Origin of the sequence: Corynebacterium sp. Marseille-P4611, from assembly GCF_916618765.1 — a bacterium.
In the GTDB taxonomy this organism is placed as follows: Bacteria; Actinomycetota; Actinomycetes; order Mycobacteriales; family Mycobacteriaceae; genus Corynebacterium; species Corynebacterium marquesiae.
This window is the reverse complement of record NZ_CAKAKD010000001.1, coordinates 326,757-351,448: the sequence shown is the minus strand read 5'-3', so window position 1 is coordinate 351,448 and position 24,692 is coordinate 326,757. Positions and strand designations below refer to the sequence as shown.

Annotated in this window: 21 protein-coding genes, 2 pseudogenes and 1 riboswitch; of the genes and pseudogenes, 17 read left to right on the top strand and 6 right to left on the bottom strand. The window is 60.2% G+C overall.

Going from position 1 to position 24,692, the window contains the following annotated elements:
* Positions 1–43 precede the first annotated feature (43 nt).
* Both rplK and rplA read left to right on the top strand, forming a co-directional pair.
* On the top strand, positions 44–487 hold the full coding sequence (rplK, locus tag LG376_RS01750; RefSeq protein WP_049358678.1) for a 50S ribosomal protein L11: 444 nt from the start codon (positions 44–46) through the stop codon (positions 485–487).
* Positions 488–555: 68 nt separating this feature from the next.
* On the top strand, positions 556–1,260 hold the full coding sequence (gene rplA / locus LG376_RS01745; protein WP_049378845.1) for a 50S ribosomal protein L1: 705 nt from the start codon (positions 556–558) through the stop codon (positions 1,258–1,260).
* An 84-nt stretch (positions 1,261–1,344) separates the two neighbouring features.
* On the opposite strand, the gene LG376_RS01740 is transcribed toward rplA, so the two are convergent.
* Genes LG376_RS01740 through LG376_RS01725 form a run of 4 tightly spaced genes read right to left on the bottom strand, consistent with a single transcriptional unit; the run spans position 1,345 to position 5,553 of the window.
* On the bottom strand, positions 1,345–2,733 hold the full coding sequence (locus tag LG376_RS01740; RefSeq protein ID WP_049378846.1) for a diaminopimelate decarboxylase: 1,389 nt from the start codon (positions 2,731–2,733) through the stop codon (positions 1,345–1,347).
* Positions 2,730–4,031, bottom strand: a complete 1,302-nt coding sequence (locus LG376_RS01735; protein ID WP_225745996.1) for an FAD/NAD(P)-binding protein — start codon at positions 4,029–4,031, stop codon at positions 2,730–2,732. Before LG376_RS01735 ends, LG376_RS01740 begins: the two co-directional genes overlap by 4 nt.
* Positions 4,028–5,044 (bottom strand): pyridoxal-phosphate dependent enzyme, encoded by a 1,017-nt coding sequence (locus LG376_RS01730; RefSeq protein ID WP_225745995.1) that lies wholly within the window; start codon positions 5,042–5,044, stop codon positions 4,028–4,030. The genes LG376_RS01735 and LG376_RS01730 overlap by 4 nt, the downstream gene beginning before the upstream one ends.
* A 32-nt stretch (positions 5,045–5,076) precedes the next feature.
* Positions 5,077–5,553: an FAD-binding domain-containing protein gene (locus tag LG376_RS01725; protein WP_225745994.1), complete on the bottom strand. Its 477-nt coding sequence runs from the start codon at positions 5,551–5,553 to the stop codon at positions 5,077–5,079.
* Between the two features lie 98 nt (positions 5,554–5,651).
* Between LG376_RS01725 and LG376_RS01720 the strand changes: the two genes are divergently transcribed.
* Positions 5,652–5,795, top strand: a complete 144-nt coding sequence (locus LG376_RS01720; protein WP_225745993.1) for a hypothetical protein — start codon at positions 5,652–5,654, stop codon at positions 5,793–5,795.
* 5 nt (positions 5,796–5,800) lie between these two features.
* Here the strand turns inward: LG376_RS01720 and LG376_RS01715 are convergent.
* Together LG376_RS01715 and LG376_RS12630 are read right to left on the bottom strand one after the other, a co-directional pair.
* Positions 5,801–5,965 (bottom strand): annotated as a pseudogene (locus LG376_RS01715) (hypothetical protein); the annotation flags it as partial.
* Positions 5,945–5,990: pseudogene (locus tag LG376_RS12630) on the bottom strand (hypothetical protein); the annotation flags it as partial. The pseudogenes LG376_RS12630 and LG376_RS01715, both read right to left, overlap by 21 nt.
* Before the next feature lie 314 nt (positions 5,991–6,304).
* Here LG376_RS12630 and rplJ point away from each other — a divergent pair.
* The 14 genes from rplJ (at position 6,305) to fusA (ending at position 24,329) form a co-directional block, all read left to right on the top strand.
* Complete coding sequence (gene rplJ, locus LG376_RS01705; RefSeq protein WP_005322886.1) at positions 6,305–6,826, top strand: 50S ribosomal protein L10; 522 nt, start codon at positions 6,305–6,307, stop codon at positions 6,824–6,826.
* Between the two features lie 88 nt (positions 6,827–6,914).
* A complete protein-coding gene (rplL, locus tag LG376_RS01700; RefSeq protein ID WP_005322882.1) occupies positions 6,915–7,304 on the top strand; it encodes a 50S ribosomal protein L7/L12 in 390 nt (129 codons plus the stop codon).
* Positions 7,305–7,447: 143 nt separating this feature from the next.
* Positions 7,448–7,729, top strand: a complete 282-nt coding sequence (locus tag LG376_RS01695) for a type II toxin-antitoxin system RelE/ParE family toxin (protein ID WP_225745992.1) — start codon at positions 7,448–7,450, stop codon at positions 7,727–7,729.
* Positions 7,704–8,036 (top strand): HigA family addiction module antitoxin, encoded by a 333-nt coding sequence (locus LG376_RS01690; protein WP_225745991.1) that lies wholly within the window; start codon positions 7,704–7,706, stop codon positions 8,034–8,036. The genes LG376_RS01695 and LG376_RS01690 overlap by 26 nt, the downstream gene beginning before the upstream one ends.
* A 71-nt stretch (positions 8,037–8,107) precedes the next feature.
* A complete protein-coding gene (locus tag LG376_RS01685) occupies positions 8,108–9,124 on the top strand; it encodes a DUF3068 domain-containing protein (RefSeq protein WP_225745990.1) in 1,017 nt (338 codons plus the stop codon).
* A gap of 384 nt (positions 9,125–9,508) precedes the next feature.
* A complete protein-coding gene (locus LG376_RS01680) occupies positions 9,509–13,003 on the top strand; it encodes a DNA-directed RNA polymerase subunit beta (protein WP_225745989.1) in 3,495 nt (1,164 codons plus the stop codon).
* Between the two features lie 107 nt (positions 13,004–13,110).
* Positions 13,111–17,106 (top strand): DNA-directed RNA polymerase subunit beta', encoded by a 3,996-nt coding sequence (locus LG376_RS01675; protein WP_225745988.1) that lies wholly within the window; start codon positions 13,111–13,113, stop codon positions 17,104–17,106.
* Positions 17,107–17,276: 170 nt separating this feature from the next.
* A riboswitch (TPP riboswitch) is annotated at positions 17,277–17,409 on the top strand.
* Positions 17,399–18,013 carry an ECF transporter S component gene (locus LG376_RS01670; RefSeq protein WP_049378854.1) on the top strand — a complete coding sequence of 205 codons (615 nt, stop codon included), beginning with the start codon at positions 17,399–17,401 and terminating at the stop codon, positions 18,011–18,013. Its footprint overlaps the riboswitch before it by 11 nt.
* Before the next feature lie 14 nt (positions 18,014–18,027).
* The gene (locus LG376_RS01665; protein ID WP_225745987.1) at positions 18,028–19,455 is read left to right on the top strand and encodes an ABC transporter ATP-binding protein; all 1,428 of its coding nucleotides are present in this window, start codon (positions 18,028–18,030) and stop codon (positions 19,453–19,455) included.
* The gene (locus tag LG376_RS01660) at positions 19,448–20,218 is read left to right on the top strand and encodes an energy-coupling factor transporter transmembrane protein EcfT (protein ID WP_225745986.1); all 771 of its coding nucleotides are present in this window, start codon (positions 19,448–19,450) and stop codon (positions 20,216–20,218) included. Before LG376_RS01665 ends, LG376_RS01660 begins: the two co-directional genes overlap by 8 nt.
* 26 nt (positions 20,219–20,244) lie before the next feature.
* Positions 20,245–20,796, top strand: coding sequence for a hypothetical protein (locus tag LG376_RS01655; protein WP_225745985.1), 552 nt, complete (start codon positions 20,245–20,247; stop codon positions 20,794–20,796).
* Positions 20,797–21,030: 234 nt separating this feature from the next.
* Positions 21,031–21,402, top strand: a complete 372-nt coding sequence (gene rpsL, locus LG376_RS01650; protein WP_005322866.1) for a 30S ribosomal protein S12 — start codon at positions 21,031–21,033, stop codon at positions 21,400–21,402.
* Positions 21,403–21,408: 6 nt separating this feature from the next.
* Complete coding sequence (gene rpsG, locus LG376_RS01645) at positions 21,409–21,876, top strand: 30S ribosomal protein S7 (RefSeq protein WP_005322865.1); 468 nt, start codon at positions 21,409–21,411, stop codon at positions 21,874–21,876.
* 323 nt (positions 21,877–22,199) lie between these two features.
* Positions 22,200–24,329, top strand: a complete 2,130-nt coding sequence (fusA, locus tag LG376_RS01640) for an elongation factor G (RefSeq protein ID WP_049378857.1) — start codon at positions 22,200–22,202, stop codon at positions 24,327–24,329.
* Positions 24,330–24,692 lie beyond the last annotated feature (363 nt).

Genomic DNA, 24,692 nt, shown 5'->3' with positions numbered 1-24,692 from the left:
CATCGTGGCGGACATCCCGGTAACACAGGAAAGAGGTAATTCGATGGCTCCTAAGAAGAAGGTATCCGGCTTCATCAAGCTGCAGATCGAGGCAGGCGCCGCTAACCCGGCACCGCCAGTTGGCCCGGCACTGGGTGCCCACGGCGTCAACATCATGGAGTTCTGCAAGGCTTATAACGCCGCTACCGAGAACCAGCGTGGCAACGTGGTTCCGGTTGAGATCACCGTCTATGAGGACCGTTCCTTCGACTTCAAGCTGAAGACCCCGCCGGCAGCTAAGCTGCTGCTGAAGGCCGCTGGCATCCAGAAGGGCTCCGGCGTACCACACACCGACAAGGTCGGTTCTGTGTCTTGGGATCAGTGCAAGGAAATCGCAGAGACTAAGTTTGCGGACCTGAACGCACGTGACATCGAGAACGGCGCTCGCATCATCGCCGGTACCGCCCGCTCCATGGGCATCACCGTTGATGGCGCACCGGAGAAGTAAAAACTTTATGTGGTAGGGCCAGCTACGGCCCGCCAAACACCACACCAATCCAGAAAAGGAATTGTTAAATGAGCACCAAGTCTAAGGCTTATAAGGCCGCTGCGGAACTGGTAGATAAGTCCCGCCTGTACCGTCCGATCGAGGCCACCAAGCTGGCTAAGGAGACCTCCTCCAAGAACTTCGACGCCACCGTTGACGTTGTCTTCCGCCTGGGCGTTGACCCGCGCAAGGCTGACCAGCTGGTTCGCGGCACCGTTTCCCTGCCTAACGGCACCGGTAAGGACGTTCGCGTTGCTGTCTTCGCTGAGGGCGAGAAGGCTACCGCCGCTCAGGAAGCTGGCGCTGACATCGTTGGCACCGCTGAACTGATCGAGCAGATCAACGAAGGCAACATCGACTTCGACGTTGCTATCGCTACCCCGGATCAGATGGCCAAGGTTGGCCGCGTTGCCCGCGTCCTGGGCCCGCGTGGTCTGATGCCGAACCCGAAGACCGGCACCGTTACCGCAGACGTTGCTAAGGCAATCTCTGAGGTTAAGGGCGGCAAGATCTCCTTCCGCGTTGATAAGGCTGCTAACCTGCACGCCATCATCGGCAAGGCATCCTTCGATGCCGAGAAGCTGGCTGAGAACTACGGCGCCCTCATGGACGAGATCCAGCGTCTGAAGCCTTCTTCCGCTAAGGGTATCTACATCAAGCGCGCTACCATCTCCACCACCTCCGGCCCGGGCATCCCGGTTGACGGTTCCGTGGTTAAGGACTACACCGAGTAAATCGGTTTAGCGCACTACGCTTAAAGCTCAAGGGCTTCGAGGAATTCCTCGGAGCCCTTTTTCTATGTGGTGAACCGCAGGCAGTTAAGTGGCGTCAATATCGTCCGGCGCCCATTCGCCGCCGTCGAGGTAAACGTTGCGCGCCAAAGGAATTTGGTGCGAAGCAGACTCGAGGATGTGCATAAAATATCCGGCTGTATTCGGAATGGCGAGGGTATCTCCTACGGCAATGCCATCCGGGAAGTCCAGTTCGCGGCGCAGGATAACCTCGTCTTCAATGCAGTAGGCACCCACCACAAAGCCGGTGCGTGGCTCACGGGAGATTTCCTTTACCGGCCCAGCCGTAGGTACCAAGAGAGGGTCGAGCAGGATGTCATCTGCGGCGGTCCGGCACTGGGTGCGATTCATCGCCACGCCGATCAGGGGCAGGCCGTCAGAGCGATCTTTGAGGAAGCTCACCTCGGTGAGGATGACTCCACAGCCGTCAAGCAAGCTGCGGCCGGGCTCAAGATGTAGGGCGATGTTCCGTTCGCGCAGCTCCTTGCCAGCGGTGCCGTAGCCGGGGACCTCACCGGAGAGGAGCTGGTTTAGCCACTGACCGCGGGTTGGCTCCTGCCAGAAGGGGTAAGTATTGGACAGCGGATCCGCTTTCCACGTGAACGGTTCACCGGTACCAGCGCGTTGGGAGGCGATGCGCTCGAGGTAATTCTCCCACTGCTCGCGGGATTCCAGGTAGCTCATGGGCACGCCGCCACCGATATCGATGAAACTAGCGGGCTGGCCCAATTCGCGTACGTGCTCGACCAAGGCAATTGCCTCTGCCAGGGCGGTTCGGCGGTCGGCTTCGCTATAGCCGTGCAGGTGCACGTGGACGCCTACAGCACGAAGTTCCTGTGTCCACTCTGCTTGCCGCCATGCCGGTAGCCTCTCCCCGAAGCGGGTGGGAGGCAGGGAGTCCGGATCTGGAGCGAGGCGTGGCGCCACGTGGGCGGTGGTGTCTAAATCGCTCGCGATGGCGGCGATGCGGCGGGATTCGGCGCGAGAATCACAAGAGATAGTGGCGCCTCGCGAAATCGCGAGGCGGAGCAAGCCATCTGTTTTGATAGCGGCGCTGAGGATGATGCGCTCTGGGGCGACACCGCGGTCGAGCACTTGGTGGAGCTCGTTCTCGCTGGCTACATCCACCCCGAGCCCGGCATTGCGTGCAGCATCGACAAAACACAGAGCCTTATTGGCCTTGCGTGCGAAAAACACCTGAGTCTCCACGCCGTGGGAAGCGCCCGCGTCGAGCAGCTCTTGGGCATTGTGGCGTAGCGGAGCGGGATTCAACACGTTCACCGGAGAACCGTAGCGCGAGGTTAATGCGCTGACGTGCTGCGGGTTTTCGACGAGCTCACGCATCCACCGTTCCCACCGGGCGCGCAAGGGGACGGTGCCGTGGACGGGTAGTGGGTCTACGGGAGTGGTGGTCATGGGTTTCCTACTTTCTCCGCCCAGCGGGGGATGTCATCGTGCACGGAACGGTTAAGGGAGTCATGGCCGGGCAGGGAGATCTCATTCATCCGGCCAATTTCCACTACGCCAGGAACGTCGTGGAAGGGGGAGGGGGTGGCTTGGGGAGCAACGGTGGCGTCAATAAGCAGGTCCACGCCGCCCTGCTCCCGCCAGGAATCTATCTGCTCAGGCGTGCCTAGGTAGTGGGTATTCACCACACCGGAGTGGATCAGCTCGAGCAGGCGCTTGGCTGTGACCGGTGGCGGACCAAAAGCCACGCGCTCAAGGGTGCGTGAAAGCTCGCGGAAGCCGGGCATGGGTCCATGTGCCTTGTGCCAATCGACGCATTCTTGAAATACCCCACGAAACGCCGCGCCTACGGCTGCGGCCGGGGTGAGTGGACCGGTACCTTCGGCCGCACGTAGGGAAGCCTCGAGCTCAGCGACAGCATCGCCAGTGAAATCCTGACCGTCGATAACGGCGGCGAGGTCTGCAGTTGAGAAGTCACCGAATTCGCCTGCAGCCCCGATGAGGATCTCACGCAGCTCCGAAGCGTTGTCGATATGCGCGCAGGCCTGCCGCCACCGCGGTGACACCTCCGGCAGCGGTATCTGCGGGGAGGGCTTTACCTCCATGAAGCGCCCGCTGCGGCTAACCGGGTAGATGGTTTCGGCAGTATCGGCATACAGCAGGCACACATCGATGAAGCTCAAGGCGGCACCGCGTACGCCGATCCGCCGTGCGGAGCTCGGAAGATCGGCACCGAAGTAAAGCCCGGTGACTGGTACGCAAGAAGCCTCGTATACCAAAGACCCAGCGTGGAGATGGTCGTGGCCGGTACAGACCAGTACCTCGTCGAAGGGGGCGCCATCGACCATGAACCCCTCTCCGTCGGCGCTTACCGCGGTCACGCGGTGCGGCAGGTGCCGGATGCGTACGTGGGCTGGCGCGCGGTGCACTGCTGCGGACCAGGTATCGGCGAGGAATTGGCCCACCTGGGCCCGCGGCGGGAAGGCATCGGTGGTGTCTTCACCGCGGCGGGTGCGCCAGGCGTTGAAACTATCGTGGGCAGTGGTGACGATGGCGCAGTTGACGTTGAGGCGCCACTGCGGCGGCTGCTGCGGACGGTAGACGGCGCCCGCACCGGCGGGGTAGGGGTCAAAGACAGTGACATCGAGTGGAACGCGGGCGCGCTCGAGGAGTTCCTCGACGGCCCACAGGCCACGCGGGCCAGCTCCAATGATGGCAATGCGGCAGACAGAACGAGAAGAGGTCACTGCGCCGACCCTTCGATGCGCGCCGCGAGTTCAGAGGGCGAAATGTCGAAGTTTTCACACACCCAGGAGTCGTTATAAATGGTGTCGAGGTAAGGCTGGCCGGCGTCGTGCAGCACGGCAACCACCTCCGCCCCTGCCGGTAAGGAGGGCGCGAGGCGTTGGAAGGTGGCGATGACGGCACCGCCGGAAGCGCCAGGCAGTAGGCCCTCTGCTTGAGCGAGCTGCCGGGCAGCAACGATGGCATCGAGGTCCGGAACCCTCTCCACGGAAGAAGGCGAAAACTTGGTGGATAGTTCGGTGACGATTCCAGCGCCATAGCCAGGCAGCATGCGGGTGCCACGCTCACCACCAAAAAGCACGGAGCCTTCCGCATCAACGCCGATTGTGTGGGTGTCGGCGCCCAGCTCGGAGAGCTTGCGTACGCAGCCGCCAAGGGTTCCGGTGGTGCTCATAGCCACGAGCAGATGACTGGGCGCCTGACCGAGCTGGTCCAGAATCTCAGCCATGGTGCCTTCCGCGTGGGCGTGGAAGGCGGCTTCATTGGAATACTGGTTGAGGTTGAAAGAATCGGGGATCTCTTCCAAAAGCTCGGCCACGCGGGTGCGGCGGGCGGTGAGCCAATCGCCGGTTTCTGGATCGGGGTGGTCGAGCAATTCCACGTGTGCGCCGTAGGCCCGCATGGTAGCTACCGTGGAGGCGTTGACCCGCGGATCCACCACGCAGTGGAACTTCATCCCCTGGAGCGGAGCTTGGCGAGCTAGAGCCATGCCCAGGTTGCCGGAGGAAGATTCCACCAGTGTCGAACCCGGGCGGATATCGCCGGCTTCGAGGGCTGCCTGGATAAGGGCTCGGGCGGTCCGGTCTTTTGCAGAACCGCCGAGGTTGAATTGTTCGAGTTTGAGATAGAGGTGGACATCCGGCCGGGGGCTAATCGCCTCCACTCGCATGAGCGGGGTATTGCCAATCGGCGGGTGCGCTTGAGAATGAATCCTGGAGCTCATCATTGGCCCCATGGTAGACCTTTACGTCCACCTTTTCCGCCGGCCTAGTCTTTGATCTCCGCATAGGCATCGAGCGCGGCTTGGCGTGATTCCTTTAGGTCCACGATGGGCGGGGCGGACAGCGCGGGTGTCCAGCGGCGCACGTACCCGCCCTTAGGGTCGAAGCGCTGGGCCTGCGTTTCGGGGTTGAAGATGCGAAAGAAAGGCGCGGCATCATCGCCGCAACCGGCCACCCACTGCCAATTAAAAGGATTGGAGGCGGCATCGGCGTCCACCAAGGTGTCCCAGAACCATTCCTCGCCTAGGCGCCAGTGGATGCCCAGGTTCTTGGTGAGGAAGGAGCCCACCACCATGCGCACGCGATTGTGCATATACCCGGTGGTCCATAGCTCGCGCATTCCGGCGTCGATAAGCGGAATGCCCGTAGTGCCGGGCTGCCAGTCCTTGATCCGCGGCGAACCACACCTCGCACGGGGAGACCTCGCCAAAGCGCAGGTGGGGCGAGAGTAGGGAGGTGGCATTGAGCGCGGGAATATCGCGCTCCTCGGTGTAGTTGGCCAGATCCAGCTGGGCTAGTCGCTCGCATGCCCCGGCCTCGCCGGGCGTCCAGTGTTCGGCCATGGATGCCGACCATGCCGGATCGGTGGGTTTGGGCCAGGCAGATGCACTGCTTGCCGACGCCCCCATCTCCGGCACCCCCTCCGGTTCATCTCCCGCCACCTGGGAGGTGGCGGCTTTGGAGAAGGGAGTAAAGACCTTATAGGGCTGGCCTTGGCCATTGGTGGCCTCCCAGGGTTCCACCAAGGTGAAGTCGGGCGAGGAAGTCGCGGTGATGCCCTGGGAGGCCAGGGTTTCCTTGACGGTGGCATCGACCTTGCGCGGCGGCCTCGGACGCGCGCGAAAGGGCCTGGTGATCGTGCAGTCGCAGGTCACCCCGGAACCACATGAGGCAGGTCATGGCGGCTCTCCTACGCGGCGGAAACGGCGATTTGGAGAAACCGCGGGTGGGGAGGTAGTGTTTTCCACGAAGTTTGAGCGGCCACATCACGGCCGAGTCAAAGTTCACCGAAGACCGTTGGTCATCCATTTGGATCGAAGGTTCTCCATTCTAGGAGGCGGCCCACGCAGGAGACACTTTGCGATTATTCGCGGCATTCTCTTATGTCGCGCGCCCTGTGCTCTTGCACGGGGCTTTTGTTGTTTCGGGCAACCGAAGCGAGCAAGGCCCCGGCGGAATAATAAAAGAGATGTTTTGGAAGGAGGCGAGAGACAATGGCAAACCCAAAGAACACTGCAGACCTGGCAGAGCTGAAGGAGAAGTTGGCTGGCGCTAACTCTGTTGTATTGACCGAGTACCGCGGCCTGACCGTATCCCAGCTGCAAGAGCTGCGTAACGATCTGGGCTTTGACGTTGAATACTCCGTCGCCAAGAACACCCTTTTCAAGATCGCTGCCAAGGAAGCTGGCATCGAAGGTCTTGATGATTTGCTGACTGGCCCGACCGCAATTGCGTTCATCAAGGGCGAGGCAGTGGATGCTGCGAAGGTCATCACCAAGTTCGCTGATGACAACAAGGCACTCATCATCAAGGGTGGCTACATGGACGGCAACGCACTGTCTGCCGACCAGGTTGAGGCCATCGCCAAGCTGGACAACCGCGAGACCACCCTCGCAAAGCTGGCTGGCGCTATGAAGGGTTCTATGGCGAAGGCTGCCGCTCTCTTCAACGCTCCTGCAACCAAGGCTGTACGCACTGTCGCAGCCCTGCAGGACAAGAAGGAAGCAGAAGCTTAAGTCGTCACAAAAGACGCACAATTACAACAACGTGTGCGCCGCATAAATCACGCGCAGCGCACACACAACACAGAAAGGACTTGCCATCATGGCTAAGCTCACCAAGGACGAGCTCATTGAAGCTTTCAAGGAAATGACCCTCATCGAACTGTCCGAGTTCGTTAAGGAATTTGAAGAGGTATTCGACGTTGAGGCTGCTGCTCCGGTTGCTGCTGTTGCAGCTGGCGCTCCGGCTGAGGGCGGCGCTGGTGCCGCTGAGGAGAAGACCGAGTTCGACGTCGTTCTGACCGACGCTGGCGCTAAGAAGATTGGCGTTATTAAGGCTGTCCGTGAGATCGTCTCCGGCCTGGGCCTGAAGGAAGCTAAGGAAATGGTCGAGGGTGCTCCTAAGGCTATCCTCGAGGGCGCTTCCAAGGACGACGCTGAGGCTGCTAAGACCAAGCTGGAAGAGGCTGGCGCTTCCGTCGAGCTCAAGTAATTTCACTGAGCTTTACGCTTTCAAACCCCCACTCTTACCGCCGCGCGCGGTGGGAGCTGGGGGTTTCCTCGTTTTGTGTTTGCGAGCGCAGTGCGTGGAGTGCAGCAATGGCCAATAGTGTCAAAGTATGACACCATGGCGTTGTGGAGTTTAGGAGGGATAGCTTAGAGCGCTTTCACACAGATGGTAAGGCGCCAAAGTATGTACCCCCTGAACTGCGGAAGATCCTGCGCCGCAAACTCATCATGATTGACCGGTCCGTTTCCTTAACCGATTTAAGGATTCCACCAGCAAATCGCTTGGAGAGGCTGAAAGGGCAGTGGGACGGATTTTATTCCATCCGCGTTAACGCGCAGTGGAGAGTAGTCTTTCGATGGACAGGGAAAGGAGCTGTGGACGTTGACTTCATCGATTATCACAAATGAGGGAGAGGAAGCCTCGGATATCGTCCCCGTTCCACACCCTGGAGAGGTTCTGCGCGAGGAATTTCTGGAGCCGCTCGGACTGACTCAATACCGCTTAGCCAAGGATATTTTTAGCTCCAAGTCCCAAATTTCCAAGCTGGTGCGTGGGCGCATTGGGATTAGTGCGGAAATGGCGCTTCGTCTTTCCGCTTATTTTGGCAATTCGGCAGAGTTTTGGCTGGGGCTGCAAGAAGAGTTTGATCTCTGGTGCGCGCGGCAGACCACGGATACCAGCAGCATCATCGCTTGGAATGCGCAGACGGCTTAAAACCAATCCGGCGTGGCGGGGCGGCCTGTAGAAACAAGGAATCGCCGCCACGGGTTGTAGAATTAGCCCCCATGCTGCCCAAGTCCCGCATTTTTTCCGTCCTGCTCCTAGGCCTCGGCGTCGCGCTCATCGCCGCAGGTATTGTGGCGCCGGCGTTTTTGGATTACTCCCCGCGGCTGCCGCTGAACCTGAAAAACAGTACGTGGACACTGCACGATGATTCTGCGGATTCGCAGCAGCTGTCCAAGGACGGCACCACGCCGTATTCGGGCCCCATGACCTACCAAATCAACATGGATATCCAAGAGCCCTCGGACGATGAGAAGGCCACTGTGCGCATCGGTGAGACCCGCATGCGCGGCGAAGGGGAGGGCCTTAATGACCTGAGCCAGGCCCAAGTGTGGACCTATCCCGTGGACCGCCTGAGCGGCGAGGCAGCGGGGGAGGCGTCGCTTAGCCATACGCTTGCTACGCCTTCGGATAAAGTCACGGTGGATGGCTACTGGCTTAAATTCCCAGCGGACGCAGAAAAGACCAACTACCCAGTCTTTGACCCGACCCTGCGCAAGGCCGTCGATGCGGTCTTTGAAGAAGAAACCACGATGGACGACCGCACGGTCTACCGCTACCACCAAGAGATCGAGCCGACCAACGTCGCGCAGCTTTTTGCGGCCGATGGCAATACCACCAGCCTGCCCAAGGAAGGCGGCGGAGAGGAGCAGGGCTACCTGACCCACTCTGGCAGCCGCGACTTCTATGTGGACCAACAAACCGGCCTCGTGGTGGGCATGGATATGGATATCGATGATTACTACGCGGACCGCGAGGGCGTGGGCCGCGAGCGCGCCTTCGTCTTTAATGGCTCTACCTCTGAAGAGGACCAGCAGGCGCTGCTCAAAGAGGCGGCAGATTTCCCGCGCGACCGCGTGGCGGAGATCGTGCGGTGGGGTGCCATCGGCCTCGGCGCACTGTTGACCCTGCTCGGAATCATTGGCGCATTGGGCCTATTTGGCGGCAAGAATAAGCATGCCCGCTTGCGGCATAACCGTGGGCGCATCGGTGGAAGCGCGGTGCCGGCGAGCCGGTAAAAGCGCAGCTGGAAAACAAAATCGCCGCCGGGGTTGCGGTGTATTGAGATTTTAGTGGTAGGGTGCTCGGTGGTTGTCGCGCACAGTGGCGCGGCATGGACGCGTTAGCGCCGCGGCGAGCACGAGCTTGCCCCCTAGCGCGGTAGCGACACGCCCCAAGAGTGGTGTGTCTTTACATGGCAGGTCTTTTCCTATAAGCTGTTTCGTTGCGCTGGAATCTGGATCTTCGGTGCACATTTAGCCTTTCAGGCCGGTGATGGCAAAACCGACTTGACAAGGTGATTTTGTGCATTCTGAACCCAGACACTCCACAGCAGACCGAATGCTAGAATTACCAGCGGTTTTGCGGCTCGTCGGCCAGGGCGAGCAGGCAATCCGCGTGAGGTGCTGGAAGGACCCATCTTGGCAGTCTCCCGCCAGACCAAGTCAGTGGCCAATATCCCCGGAGCCCCGAAGCGATACTCGTTTGCAAAAATCAGCGAGCCTATCGCCCTGCCGGGTCTCCTTGACGTACAACTTGATTCCTTTGCTTGGCTCGTTGGCGCGCCGGAGTGGCGCGAGCGCGAGCAGGCTGAGCGCGGCGATGACGCCCGCGTGACGAGCGGCCTCGAGGACATCCTCGAAGAGCTCTCGCCGATTGAGGACTACTCGGGCAATATGTCCCTGTCCTTGTCGGAGCCGCGCTTTGAACCGGTGAAGAACACCGTGGATGAGTGCAAGGAAAAGGACATCAACTACTCCGCGCCGCTGTACGTGACCGCAGAGTTTATTAATAACGACACCCAAGAGATTAAGTCGCAGACCGTCTTCATCGGCGATTTCCCGATCATGACGGATATGGGCACGTTCATCGTGAACGGTACCGAGCGCGTCGTCGTCTCTCAGCTGGTGCGCTCCCCGGGCGTCTACTTCGATCGCTCGATCGATAAGTCCACCGAGCGCCCGCTGCACTCCGTGAAGGTTATTCCTTCCCGCGGTGCATGGTTGGAGTTCGACGTCGACAAGCGCGACACCGTCGGCGTGCGCATTGACCGCAAGCGCCGCCAGCCGGTAACCGTGCTGCTGAAGGCACTGGGCTGGAGCGAGGAGCAGATCAAGGATCGCTTCGGCTTCTCCGAGCTCATGATGTCCACCCTGGAGTCTGACGGTGTAGCAAACACCGATGAGGCACTGCTGGAGATCTACCGCAAGCAGCGCCCAGGCGAGCAGCCCACCCGTGAGCTGGCTCAGTCCTTGCTGGATAACTCCTTCTTCCGTGCAAAGCGTTACGACCTGGCTAAGGTCGGCCGCTACAAGGTCAACCGCAAGCTGGGGCTCGGCGGCGACCACGATGGTCTGATGACCCTGACCGAGGAAGACATCGCCGTCACCCTCGAGTACCTGGTCCGCCTGCACGTAGGCGAGCGCGAGATGAAGGCACCGAACGGTGAGATGATCGCCCTGCACACGGACGACATCGACCACTTTGGTAACCGTCGCCTGCGCACCGTGGGTGAGCTCATCCAGAACCAGGTCCGCGTCGGCCTGTCCCGCATGGAGCGTGTTGTGCGCGAGCGCATGACCACCCAGGACGCGGAGTCCATCACTCCGACCTCCCTGATTAACGTGCGCCCGGTCTCTGCTGCAATCCGCGAGTTCTTCGGTACCTCGCAGCTGTCCCAGTTCATGGACCACAACAACTCGCTGTCCGGCCTGACCCACAAGCGCCGCCTGTCCGCGCTGGGCCCAGGCGGCCTGTCTCGTGAGCGCGCCGGCATTGAGGTGCGAGACGTTCACGCTTCTCACTACGGCCGTATGTGCCCGATTGAGACCCCTGAGGGCCCGAACATTGGCCTCATGGGTGCGCTGGCATCCTACGCCCGCGTGAATGCCTTCGGCTTCATCGAGACTCCGTACCGCAAGGTTGTGGACGGCAAGATCACCGACCAGGTGGAGTACCTCACCGCCGATGAAGAGGACCGCTTCGCTATTGCTCAGGCCGAGGTCGAGCAGGACGCAGAGGGCAACCTCACCGGCGAGCGTATTGAGGTCCGCCTGAAGGACGGCGACATCGGGCTTACCGACGCCGCCGGTGTGGACTACGTTGACGTCTCCCCGCGCCAGATGGTTTCCGTGGGTACCGCCATGATTCCGTTCTTGGAGCACGACGATGCTAACCGTGCCCTGATGGGTGCGAACATGCAGAAGCAGGCAGTGCCGCTGGTGCGCTCCGAGGCCCCGCTGGTTGGTACCGGCATGGAGCAGCGCGCTGCGTACGACGCTGGCGACGTTGTCATCACCCCGAAGGCCGGTGTGGTCGAAAATGTCACCGCTGATGTCATCACCATCATGGATGATGAGGGCCAGCGCGATACCTACATCTTGCGTAAGTTCGAGCGCACCAACCAGGGCACCAACTACAACCAGACCCCGCTGGTTTCCATGGGCGAGCGCGTAGAGGCCGGCCAGGTTCTGGCCGATGGCCCGGGTACCCACAATGGTGAGATGTCCCTCGGCCGCAACCTGCTGGTTGCCTTCATGCCGTGGGAAGGCCACAACTACGAGGACGCCATCATCCTCAACCAGCGCATCGTGGAAGAGGACATCCTGACCTCCGTCCACATCGAGGAGCACGAGATCGATGCTCGCGATACCAAGCTGGGCGCCGAGGAAATCACCCGCGAGATCCCGAACGTCTCCGAGGACGTCCTGAGCGACCTGGACGAGCGCGGCATCATCCGCATCGGTGCCGACGTCCGCGCCGGCGACATCCTGGTGGGTAAGGTCACCCCGAAGGGCGAGACCGAGCTGACCCCGGAGGAGCGCCTGCTGCGCGCCATCTTCGGTGAGAAGGCCCGCGAGGTTCGCGATACCTCCATGAAGGTGCCGCACGGTGAGGTAGGCAAGGTCATTGGCGTTGCCCGCTTCTCCCGCGACGATGATGACGATCTGGCCCCTGGCGTCAACGAGATGATTCGTGTCTACGTTGCCCAGAAGCGCAAGATCCAGGACGGCGATAAGATGGCCGGCCGCCACGGCAACAAGGGTGTTGTGGGCAAGATTCTACCGCCAGAGGATATGCCGTTCATGGAAGACGGCACCCCGGTCGACATCCTGCTGAACACCCACGGTGTGCCGCGTCGTATGAACATTGGCCAGGTCCTTGAGGTTCACTTGGGCTGGCTGGCACACGCTGGCTGGAAGGTCGATACCGAGGATCCAAAGAACGCCGAGCTGCTCAAGACCCTGCCGGAAGAGCTCTATGACGTTCCTGCGGATTCCTTGACGGCGACCCCGGTCTTCGACGGTGCTACCAACCATGAGATCGAGCGCCTGCTGGCTTCTTCCCGTCCTAACCGCGACGGCGATGTGCTGGTGGATGAGCATGGCAAGGCCACGCTTTTCGACGGCCGCTCGGGCGAGCCATACAAGTACCCGATCTCTGTCGGCTACATGTACATGCTCAAGCTGCACCACTTGGTCGATGAGAAGATTCACGCCCGTTCCACCGGTCCTTACTCCATGATTACCCAGCAGCCGCTGGGTGGTAAGGCCCAGTTCGGTGGCCAGCGCTTCGGCGAGATGGAGGTGTGGGCAATGCAGGCATACGGCGCTGCCTACACCCTGCAGGAGCTGCTGACCATCAAGTCCGATGACGTCGTCGGCCGTGTGAAGGTCTACGAAGCCATTGTTAAGGGCGACAATATTCCAGATCCGGGCATCCCTGAGTCCTTCAAGGTGTTGCTCAAGGAGCTGCAGTCCCTGTGCCTGAACGTGGAGGTTCTCTCCACCGACGGCACGCCGATGGAGCTGTCTGGCTCTGATGACGATGACATGGATAGCCCATCGCTTGGCATTAACCTGTCCCGCGATGAGGGTTCTTCCGCTGACATCGCCTAGTTAGTTTCTTGGTCCACCGCGGGGTGAGTCCCCGCGGTAGGGCATAAACGTTCCATTCATACAAAGCCATCAATTCCTCGACAACGAGGATGAAAGGGAGACATTACGTGTTTGACGTAAATCTCTTCGACGAGCTCCGCATCGGTCTGGCCACCGCAGACGATATTCGTCGCTGGTCCAAGGGCGAGGTCAAAAAGCCTGAGACCATTAACTACCGCACCCTGAAGCCGGAGAAGGACGGCCTCTTCTGTGAGCGCATCTTCGGCCCCACCCGTGACTGGGAGTGCGCTTGTGGCAAGTACAAGCGCGTCCGCTACAAGGGCATCATCTGTGAGCGCTGTGGCGTTGAGGTGACCAAGTCCAAGGTTCGCCGTGAGCGCATGGGCCACATTGAGCTGGCCGCTCCGGTAACCCACATCTGGTACTTCAAGGGCGTTCCTTCCCGCCTGGGCTACCTGCTGGACCTGGCTCCGAAGGATCTCGAGCGCATCATTTACTTCGCCGCCAATATCATCACCTCCGTGGATGAAGAGGCTCGCCACAATGACCAGTCCACTCTGGAAGCAGAGATGCTTCTGGAGAAGAAGGACGTTGAGGACGATACCGAGTCCGAGATTGCCGAGCGCGCCTCCAAGCTGGAGTCTGACCTGGCTGAGCTGGAAGCAGCCGGTGCCAAGGCAGATGCCCGCAAGAAGGTACAAAACGCTGCCGATAAGGAGATGCAGCACATCCGCGAGCGCGGCGAGCGCGAGATCGCCCGCTTGGATGAAATCTGGAACACCTTCATCAAGCTGGCTCCGAAGCAGATGATCATTGATGAGACCATCTACGAAGAGCTGGTTGACCGCTACGAGGATTACTTCACCGGCGGCATGGGTGCAGAAGCCATCCAGACCCTGGTCCGCAACTTTGACCTCGAGGCTGAGGCCGAGGAACTGCGCGAGATCATCAACAACGGCAAGGGCCAGAAGAAGATGCGTGCCCTGAAGCGCCTGAAGGTCGTTGCTGCCTTCCTGCGCTCCGGCAACGATCCGGCCGGCATGGTGCTGGATGCCATCCCGGTTATTCCGCCAGAGCTGCGCCCGATGGTGCAGCTGGACGGTGGCCGCTTTGCTACCTCCGACCTGAACGACCTCTACCGCCGCGTTATCAACCGCAATAACCGTTTGAAGCGCATGATCGATCTGGGTGCTCCAGAGATCATCGTGAATAACGAGAAGCGCATGCTGCAGGAGTCTGTGGACGCGCTCTTCGATAACGGCCGCCGTGGCCGTCCGGTTACCGGCCCGGGCAACCGTCCGCTGAAGTCCCTGTCTGACTTGCTCAAGGGCAAGCAGGGCCGCTTCCGCCAGAACCTGCTGGGTAAGCGCGTGGACTACTCTGGCCGTTCCGTTATTATCGTTGGTCCGCAGCTGAAGCTGCACGAGTGTGGTCTGCCGAAGCTCATGGCGCTCGAGCTATTCAAGCCGTTCGTTATGAAGCGCCTGGTAGAAAATGACTACGCCCAGAACATCAAGTCCGCCAAGCGCATGGTTGAGCGCCAGCGCTCAGAGGTGTGGGACGTTCTGGAACAGGCCATTTCTGAGCACCCAGTGATGCTCAACCGTGCACCTACGCTGCACCGCTTGGGTATTCAGGCCTTCGAGCCGAAGCTGGTTGAGGGTAAGGCTATTCAGCTGCACCCGCTGGCTTGTGAGGCGTTCAACGCCGACTTCGACGGTGACCAGATGGCAGTCCACCTGCCGCTGTCCGCTGAGGCACAGGCTGAGGCCCGCGTCCTGATGCTGGCGTCCAACAACATCCTGTCCCCGGCATCCGGTAAGCCGCTGGCCATGCCACGTCTGGACATGGTTACCGGCCTGTACTACCTGACCATGGACAAGTCCGAGGACGAGATCGGTGGCAATGGTCGCTTCCGCGAGGCAGAGGAGGACAAGCCGGCAACCGGTGTCTTCTCCTCCTACGCTGAGGCCCTCATGGCCTATGACCGCGGCACCGTTGGCCTGCAAGCTCCGATCAAGGTCCGCATCGATCACCTTCGCCCGCCGAAGGAGATCGAGGAAGAGCAGTTCCCAGATGGTTGGTCCAAGGGCCAGGCATGGATGGGCTACACCACCATCGGTCGCGTCATGTTCAACGAGCGGCTGCCATGGAACTACCCGTACCTCGAGGGCATCATGGTCCGTAAGGGCGGCGGCTCCGGCAACAAGGTCCTCATCGGTGATGTGGTCAATGACTTGGCCAATAAGTACCCGATGATCACCGTTGCTCAGGTGCTGGACAACATGAAGGATGCCGGCTTCTACTGGGCAACCCGTTCCGGCGTCACCATCACCATGTCTGACGTTCTGGTTCTGCCGAATAAGACCGAGATCCTCGAGTCTTATGAGAAGGAAGCAGAACGCATCGAGCGCAAGTACTGGGAGCAGGGCGCTCTGACCGAGCGCGAGCGCTACGACCGCCTGGTTGAGCTGTGGAAGGACGCTACCGATACCGTCGGTGAGGCCGTCGAGAACATGTACCCGGACCACAATCCGATTCCGATGATTGTGAAGTCTGGTGCGGCCGGTAACATGCGTCAGATCTGGACGCTGGCCGGTATGAAGGGCATGGTTGTGAACTCGCACGGTGATTACATCACCCGTCCGATTAAGACCTCCTTCCGCGAAGGTCTGTCCGTGCTGGAGTACTTCAATAACTCCCACGGCTCCCGTAAAGGCCTGGCCGATACCGCGCTGCGTACCGCTGACTCCGGCTACCTCACCCGTCGTTTGGTGGACGTGGCCCAGGACGTCATCGTCCGCGAAGAGGACTGTGGCACCCGCCAGGGCGTCCGCGTCCCAATCGGCGAGGAATCCGGCGACAAGGTTGTTCTCTCCGAGCTGTGGGAGACCTCCGCATCCGGCCGCGTGCTGGCTACCGATGTCAAGGGCGAGGACGGCGAGGTTGTGGCCGAGGCCGGCTCCGACCTCACCGAGGAGCTCACCCAGAAGCTGCTTGATGCTAAGGTCACCGAGGTCAAGGTCCGCTCCGTGCTGACCTGCCAGACCCCGGCCGGCGTATGTGCCAAGTGCTACGGCAAGTCCATGGCTTCCGGCCAGCTCGTCGATATCGGCGAGGCTGTCGGCATTGTAGCTGCACAGTCCATTGGTGAGCCGGGTACCCAGCTGACCATGCGTACGTTCCACCAGGGTGGTGTCGGTGGCGATATTACCGGTGGTCTGCCGCGTGTTCAGGAGCTCTTCGAGGCCCGTAACCCGAAGAACCGCGCTCCTATTGCCTCCGTTGACGGCACCGTTTCCCTGTCCGATGAGGGCAACTTCTGGACCCTGACCATCACCCCGGATGACGGCTCTGATGACGTGGTCTATGAGAAGCTCTCCAAGCGTCAGGGCCTGGCTCAGGTCCGTCGCCCGATGGAGTCCAATCCGGACGCCATGATTGAGCGTTCCCTCAAGGACGGCGACCACGTTGAGACCGGCGACCGCCTGATGCGTGGTGCGGCTGACCCGCACGACGTTCTCGAGGTTCTCGGCCGCCGTGGCGTGGAGCAGCACCTCATCAACGAGGTGCAGGCTGTGTACCGTACCCAGGGTGTGGCTATCCACGATAAGCACATCGAGATCATCATCCGCCAGATGCTGCGCCGCGGCACCGTCATCGATGCGGGTACCACGGACTTGCTGCCGGGTAATCTCATCGACCTCTCTGAGGCTAAGCAGCTCAACGCTGCCCAGGTTGCAGAGGGCGGCGAGCCGGCTCAGCTGCGCTCGGAGATCATGGGTATTACCAAGGCTTCCTTGGCTACCGAGTCCTGGCTGTCCGCTGCATCGTTCCAGGAGACCACTCGCGTGCTTACCGACGCCGCTATTAACAAGCGCTCCGATAAGCTCATCGGCCTCAAGGAGAACGTCATCATCGGTAAGCTCATCCCGGCCGGTACCGGTATTTCCCGCTACCGCAATATCTCCGTCAAGCCGACCGAAGCTGCCCGCAACGCCGCATACTCGATTCCGACTTACGGCGATTCCATCTACGGCGATGACGGCTTCGGTGAATTCACCGGTGCTTCCGTCCCGCTGGATGAGGACTTCACCTTCTAACGTGCAGTTCAATTTGCGTTAACGCGGGATATAAATGGCCCCGCCTTCCTGAACGATAGGAAGGCGGGGCTGTTTCGATGTCTAGGGAGCACCGCTAGACTGCTTTGCTAGTATGAATGCAGCTTTTGGCCAGACACCTTTAAAGGAGTGCGGCCTAAGTCATTGAAAATTGCACACTTCACGGGTGCTTGCGCGCTGCCCTGTTTTGCAGCTGTGTCGGGCTGAGATGCCACAGAAGTTGTGGCGAACCGTTGAACCTGATCCGGATAATGCCGGCGAGAGGGAGGAAATTATGACTACCAATACACGTGCGTCTGCTGCCCCGAAGCGCAGCCTGAATTGGCGCGTGGTCGATATTGTGGTGGCGTCCGTTTTAGGCGTGGCTTGTGGCTTTGTGTTCTTGGGGTGGAATGCAGTGGGCTATGCCTGGTTTGAGGCCATGGACGCCGTGACCCCGGGCCTAGGAGGCATTGCTACGGGCATTTGGCTTATCGGTGGAGTGCTGGGCGGCCTGATTATTCGCAAGCCGGGGGCGGCCATTTATGTTGAGGTCCTGGCGGCAACTGTTTCAGCGGTGCTGGGATCCCAGTGGGGCATTAGCACCCTGTACTCGGGCTTGGCACAGGGCATTGGCGTGGAAATCATCCTGGCCATCTTCCTGTACCGCAAGTTTGGCCTGGGAGTATCCATTCTGGCCGGCATGGCAGCTGGCTGGGGTGCCTTCATCCTGGAGCTGTTTACCTCCGGCAACCTGGCCCGTTCCTTCGAGTTCAAGCTCATCTACTTTGTGACTCTGAACATCTCCGGCGCTATCTTGGCCGGTGCGCTGGGTTTCTTCGTGGTGAAAGCCCTGGCTAAAACCGGTGCCCTGGATCGCTTTGCCGCAGGCCGTGAACAGCGCGCTTAGGGCGTGTTGTGTCCGTGTCTGATTGTGCATCATTGGCGGGAAACGCCACCAAGATAACGGCCCAAGGATTCGGCTGGACTCATGCCGGGCGCAGCGAACCGGCGCTATCCGATATTGACCTGATCATCGAGCCAGGAGAACGCGTGCTTTTATGCGGCGACTCTGGATCGGGTAAGTCCACCTTCCTTGCGGCGATGGCCGGAGTGCTGGGTTCCGATGAGGAAGGAACCCGCACTGGGGAAATTCTCTTAGAAGATTCCACCGGCATGGTGGAGGAGCCCGGACGCACCATCCCAGTAGGGCTGGTGCTTCAGGATCCGGATTCGCAAGTGATCTCCGCGCGCGTGGGTGATGACATTGCTTTCGGCTGCGAGAACCTGGCGTATCCGCGCGAGGAAATCTGGCGCCGTGTGGCCGCCGCTAAGGAACTGGTGGGTCCATTCGTGGATCTGGATTTTCCCACCGAGCAGCTCTCCGGTGGGCAGAAGCAGCGCTTGGCGCTCGCCGGCGTCATCGCTATGGGGGCGGGCGTGGTACTTCTCGATGAACCCACGGCCAATCTTGACCCCGCCGGCGCGCGCGATGTGGTGCGCGCCGTCTCTAGGCTGGTGGAAGAAACCGGCGCGACGCTGGTGGTGGTAGAGCACCAGCACGCGGCGTGGGACGGCGTGCTCGACCGTGCGGTGGAGCTGGACCGCGGGCGCATCGTAGCGGATACTTCCTTCGCGGAGGTGGCTAAGCGCCGCCAGGTCTCTGGCCTGCCGCAGGCGCGACGCCTTGGCGAGGCCGAGCTTGCGGAGCGAGAGGCCGCGCTGTGGAGCACCGACCTCGTCACGCGTTATGGTCCGCCGCGCACGATTGCGCTGCCGGCGGGAGCCTCCACGGTCATTACCGGGCCGAATGGTGCGGGTAAGTCTACCTGGTTGATGACCATGGCCGGGTTGCTGCCGTCTGAATCGGGGGAGATTGGGGTGGCCGATTTCGTGCGTCGCGGGGTCAAAGGGCCACCGCTGCGCTGGAAATCGCGCGAGCTGGCGGACCGCATAGGCTTTGTCTTCCAGAATCCGGAGCACCAATTCGTCGCCCGTACGGTGGCCGAAGAGCTGCGCGTTGCGCCCAAGGTAATGCGCGTGGACCCGCCGGAGGAAAGGATCGCGCAGCTGGTGGAATCACTGCGGCTGCAGCATCTCTTAGACGCTAACCCGTTCACGCTCTCTGGCGGCGAGAAACGACGCCTGTCTGTGGCTACTGCCTTGGTGACCGCGCCGTCGGTGTTGCTGTTGGATGAGCCTACCTTTGGGCAAGACCCCCAAACTTTTGTGGAGCTGGTGCGCTTGCTGCGGCAATTGGCAGATGACGGCACCACTATCGCCTCTATCACCCATGACCCGCTTTTTATCCAGGCCTTGGGCGATTGCCGAGTGGAGGTGCCCGGTGCCTAATCTTTTGCGCGGGGCTAACCCGCTTAGCCGCATCTTTTTGATGTTTATCTGGGTTACCCCACTATTGGCCTCCATTGACTGGGTCTCGGCCGCAGTATCTCTGGCATTGACGCTGACCTTCGCCCCGCTCTGCGGAGTGTCGTGGGTGCGGCTATTTAAGGCCGGTTGGTTCCTTTTTCTCATCGCGCCGATTTCGGGCGTTTCCATGCTGTTATACGGCGAGCCGGGTGGCAAAGAGTACTTCAGTTGGTGGCTGGTGCAGGTCACCGAGAATTCGCTTACCCTAGCGATTGCCATTACGCTGCGCGTATTTGCTGTGGCCTTGCCCATGGTGGTCTTAGCCCGCGATATTGACCCGACGGAGTTGGGTGATGCGCTTTCGCAGATCCTCAAGCTGCCCTCGCGCTTTGTTGTTGGTGCGGTCGCCGGCGTGCGTATGATGACGCTCTTCCAGTCCGACTGGCAGTCGCTGGGGATGGCGCGCAGGGCGAGGGGACTGACGGACGTCGGCAAGCTGAAGCATCTGCTTACCATGTCTTTTGGTCTATTGGTCATCGCGCTGCGCCGCGGTGGCAAGTTGGCCACGGCAATGGAGGCGCGCGGATTTGGGCGCACCCCGCCTGGAGGAGGGGCAAGGACATGGGCGCGCGAGTCGCGTCTGCATGCCCGTGATGGGTGGATTATGGCCCTAGGTACTGTCTTTGCTTTCGTACCGGTGGTAGTTTCGGTACTCACTGGGGCCTGGAGATTCTTCGGCCTATAGACCGCGAAAGCAGTGATTGAGCGACCATGGACTTTGATAGCCAACAAGAGCGCCTTTTAGAGGACATCGTCACGCTGGCCGCAGCCAGAAAGCGTTCCTTCAAGCCAGTGACCGTGCTTATTGACGGCCCCTCTGGCGCCGGCAAAACCTGGACCTCCGCCGCACTGGCCGAGCGCACCAATTGGCGGGTAGTGCACCTCGATGAGTTTTATCCCGGCTGGCATGGCCTGGACAAGGGCTCGGATATGGTGGCCGAGCAGGTATTGCGCACCATGAACCCCGGCTACTGGCGCTGGGATTGGGAAGCAGGCGCCCCAGGGGACTGGGCCAGCTTGGATGTGCGCGATGACCTCATCGTGGAGGGCGTGGGTTCGGTAACTGCCGCCAATATTGCCGCGGCCAAGGAGAGGGGCGCGGTAGTAAGCGTGCTTATCGACGGCCCCCGGGACCAACGCCGCGAACGCGCCATTGCCCGCGAGCCTGGCTACGAGCCGTGGTTTGAAACGTGGGAAGAACAGGAAAAGGACTACTTTGCCACCAAGGCCGCTGAGGCGGACCTGGTCTGGGAATGGTCCTAACAGCAGGAAGGCGACGATCGCGTTTTGTATAAAGCGCGGGCGGTTTGCTACTGTAAACGTCAGTTCACTATGCGTGCCATTCTTAAGGCGCGCGGTGAAGAGTCTGATCCTTTACAAAGCACCGACCTTGGAAAGAGTTCTGGACATGCGGCAGCGCCCCGGGAAAGAGCGCCCATTTTTGCATGTTTGGTTCTTTTCCTTGGTAGTGGTGCAATTCGACAGAAAGACTGTTTAATGCCAACTATTCAGCAGCTGGTCCGCAAGGGCCGCCACGATAAGCGTAAAGAGGTTTCCACCGCTGCGCTGAAGGGTTCCCCGCAGCGTCGCGGCGTGTGCACCCGCGTGTACACCACCACTCCTAAGAAGCCGAACTCCGCACTGCGTAAGGTTGCTCGTGTTCGCCTGACCACCGGTATTGAGGTTTCCGCCTACATTCCGGGTGAGGGCCACAACCTGCAGGAGCACTCCATGGTCCTCGTTCGCGGCGGCCGTGTGAAGGACCTTCCTGGTGTTCGTTACAAGATCATCCGCGGCGCTCTGGATACCCAGGGTGTCAAGGACCGTAAGCAGGCACGTTCCCGTTACGGCGCAAAGAAGGGACAGTAATAAACAATGCGTAAGAATGCTGCTCCGAAGCGTCCTGTAGTCAAGGACCCGGTATACAACTCCGAGCAGGTAACCATGCTCGTCAACAAGATCCTCCAGGACGGCAAGAAGTCCACCGCAGAGCGCATCGTCTACGGCGCTCTCGAGGCTTGCCGCGAGAAGACCGGTACCGATCCGGTTGGCACCCTGGAGAAGGCACTGGGCAATATCCGCCCAGACCTCGAGGTTCGCTCCCGCCGTGTCGGTGGCGCTACCTACCAGGTGCCGGTTGAGGTTCGCCCTGACCGCGCTAACACCCTGGCACTGCGCTGGATGGTGACCTTCACCCGCCAGCGTCGCGAGAACTCCATGATCGAGCGTCTCGCAAACGAGATCCTGGATGCCTCCAACGGCCTCGGCGCTTCCGTTAAGCGTCGTGAGGATACTCACAAGATGGCAGAGGCCAACCGCGCCTTCGCCCACTACCGCTGGTAATTTCAGCACCCACATCAATGGCCCAAGCAACGAGAAACAAGTTTCGCGCTGGCTGTCGGCAGTTTTCCCGCCGCGGCAACCCAAAACTCCATATCTCTTGCTTGGGCCATTTTTTGCCCTAATGGGTGTGATCTCTGAGCGGTATCCCTGCCCAGTCCAGCGGCCTCGTGGAGTGTCCAGTACACTGAAGCGATGGAAGTCTAGGGGCAGGCTGCTCCGAGGACGGCCAAATAGTGGCAAAAAGATACATGACCTTATCCATGCAGGCGTCATAGCCAGAAAACTGGTCACGGCGTCGACGACTATTAAGTTGGGGTATAAACGTGGCACAAGAAGTGCTTAAGGACCTGAACAAGGTTCGCAACATCGGCATCATGGCCCACATCGATGCTGGTAAGACGACCACCACCGAGCGTATTCTCTTCTACACCGGTATCAACCGTAAGGTGGGCGAGACCCACGATGGTGCTTCCACCACTGACTGGATGGCACAGGAGAAGGAACGCGGCATCACCATTACCTCCGCTGCCGTGACCTGCTTCTGGAACAACAACCAGATCAACATCATCGACACCCCGGGTCACGTTGACTTCACCGTTGAGGTTGAGCGTTCCCTGCGTGTCCTTGATGGTGCCGTCGCAGTCTTCGACGGTAAGGAAGGTGTGGAGCCGCAGTCCGAGCAGGTGTGGCGTCAGGCTGCTAAGTACGACGTTCCGCGTATCTGCTTCGTCAACAAGATGGACAAGCTGGGCGCCGACTTCTACTTCACCGTGCAGACCATCATTGACCGCCTAGGCGCCAAGCCATTGGTTATGCAGCTGCCTATCGGCGCTGAGGATGACTTCGACGGCGTTGTCGACCTGCTGAACATGCAGGCAATCACCTGGCGCGGCAAGGTTGAGACCGGTGCTGAGCCTACCTACGAGGAGATCCCTGAGGACCTCAAGGACAAGGCTGCAGAGTACCGCGAGAAGCTGGTCGAGACCGTTGCTGAGTCCGACGAAGAGCTCATGGAGAAGTACTTCGGCGGCGAGGAGCTGACCATTGACGAGCTCAAGGCCGGCATCCGTAAGCTGACCATCAACTCCGAGGTTTACCCGGTTTACTGCGGTACCGCTTACCGTAACAAGGGCGTGCAGCCGCTGCTGGACGCTGTTGTTGACTTCCTGCCTAACCCGCTGGACGTTGGCGAGGTTATCGGCCACGAGGTCGGCAACGAGGACAACCAGCTCACCCGTAAGCCTTCCGTGGAGTCTTCCTTCTCCGCGCTGTCCTTCAAGATTGCGGCTCACCCGTTCTTCGGCCAGCTGAACTTCATCCGCGTGTACTCCGGCCAGGTCACCCCGGGTACCGAGGTTATGAACTCCACCAAGGGCAAGAAGGAGCGCATCGGTAAACTCTTCCAGATGCACGCCAACAAGGAGAACCCTGTTGAGCAGGCAGACGCCGGCAACATCTACGCAGTTGTTGGCCTGAAGGAGACCACCACCGGTGACACCCTGTGTGACAAGGATGACCAGATCATCCTGGAGTCCATGGACTTCCCGGATCCGGTTATCAAGGTTTCCATCGAGCCGAAGACCAAGGCCGACCAGGAGAAGCTGGGTAACGCAATTCAGAAGCTTGCTGCTGAGGACCCAACCTTCACCGTTGAACTGGATGAAGAGACCGGCCAGACCGTTATCGGCGGCATGGGCGAGCTCCACCTCGACGTTCTGGTTGACCGCATGAAGCGCGAGTTCAAGGTCGAAGCAAACATCGGTAACCCGCAGGTTGCATACCGTGAGACCATCCGCAAGAAGGTTGAGTCCATGGAATACACCCACAAGAAGCAGACCGGTGGTTCCGGCCAGTTCGCAAAGGTTATCTGCACCATCGAGCCGTACAACCCGGACCCAGAGACCCTGGAAGAGGGCGAGTCCGCAACCTACGCATTCGAGAATGCCGTTACCGGTGGCCGCGTTCCGAAGGAATACATTCCTTCCGTCGACGCTGGTATCCAGGACGCTATGCAGTACGGCTACCTGGCAGGCTTCCCGATGGTCAACATCAAGGCCACCCTGGAAGACGGCGCTTACCACGACGTCGACTCCTCCGAGATGGCCTTCAAGCTGGCCGGCTCCCAGGTCTTCAAGGAAGCAATGGCCAAGGCTAAGCCGGTTCTGCTCGAGCCGATGATGGCCGTTGAGGTTGTTACCCCTGAGGAGTACATGGGTACCGTTAACGGTGACATCTCCTCCCGCCGTGGCCAGGTCTTCGCTATGGAAGACCGCTCCGGTGCGAAGGTCGTTAAGGCTAAGGTGCCGCTGTCCGAGATGTTCGGTTACATCGGTGACCTGCGTTCTTCCACCGCAGGCCGCGCAAACTTCACCATGGTCTTCGATTCCTACGCAGAGGTTCCTTCCTCCGTGGCACAGGAGATCATCGAGGAGCGCACCGGCGGCGCCAACTAAGCGCTAGCCCCGTCTCCTCCGCGGTTTAGTCGGGCTGGTACTCTTCGCCAGTAGATGCCAGACCCGCCCCGGGGCGGGACGACTGGGCCAGGGTAGCGGCGGGCTGAGTTTGCAGCTTAGGCTTCTAAGTTGTGAATTGAGCCGGCCGTTACCCTCCCAGGATCCTTTTAAAAAGATTCTTGTCGAGGGAAATGGCCGCGATTTTTCGCGGGGTTACCTCCTATAACGGCGGTTTGAAAAAACCGCGACATAAATCTAGGATCGTGTAACTGGCACGTAAAGAAAGCGTCATTAGCGCTTTGCCCCACATACTGTGGGTCGGGTGCCAATGACAACTGTCAACCACGTGGCTGCGAAGGTCGT

Coding starts and splice junctions, on each gene's coding strand:
- rplK (WP_049358678.1), top strand. CDS start 44: ATGGCTCCTAAGAAGAAGGTATCCGGCTTCATCAAGCTGCAGATCGAG.
- rplA (WP_049378845.1), top strand. CDS start 556: ATGAGCACCAAGTCTAAGGCTTATAAGGCCGCTGCGGAACTGGTAGAT.
- LG376_RS01740 (WP_049378846.1), bottom strand. CDS start 2,733: ATGACCACCACTCCCGTAGACCCACTACCCGTCCACGGCACCGTCCCC.
- LG376_RS01730 (WP_225745995.1), bottom strand. CDS start 5,044: ATGGGGCCAATGATGAGCTCCAGGATTCATTCTCAAGCGCACCCGCCG.
- LG376_RS01725 (WP_225745994.1), bottom strand. CDS start 5,553: ATGCCACCTCCCTACTCTCGCCCCACCTGCGCTTTGGCGAGGTCTCCC.
- LG376_RS01720 (WP_225745993.1), top strand. CDS start 5,652: ATGGATGCCGACCATGCCGGATCGGTGGGTTTGGGCCAGGCAGATGCA.
- rplJ (WP_005322886.1), top strand. CDS start 6,305: ATGGCAAACCCAAAGAACACTGCAGACCTGGCAGAGCTGAAGGAGAAG.
- rplL (WP_005322882.1), top strand. CDS start 6,915: ATGGCTAAGCTCACCAAGGACGAGCTCATTGAAGCTTTCAAGGAAATG.
- LG376_RS01685 (WP_225745990.1), top strand. CDS start 8,108: ATGCTGCCCAAGTCCCGCATTTTTTCCGTCCTGCTCCTAGGCCTCGGC.
- LG376_RS01670 (WP_049378854.1), top strand. CDS start 17,399: ATGACTACCAATACACGTGCGTCTGCTGCCCCGAAGCGCAGCCTGAAT.
- LG376_RS01655 (WP_225745985.1), top strand. CDS start 20,245: ATGGACTTTGATAGCCAACAAGAGCGCCTTTTAGAGGACATCGTCACG.
- rpsL (WP_005322866.1), top strand. CDS start 21,031: ATGCCAACTATTCAGCAGCTGGTCCGCAAGGGCCGCCACGATAAGCGT.
- rpsG (WP_005322865.1), top strand. CDS start 21,409: ATGCGTAAGAATGCTGCTCCGAAGCGTCCTGTAGTCAAGGACCCGGTA.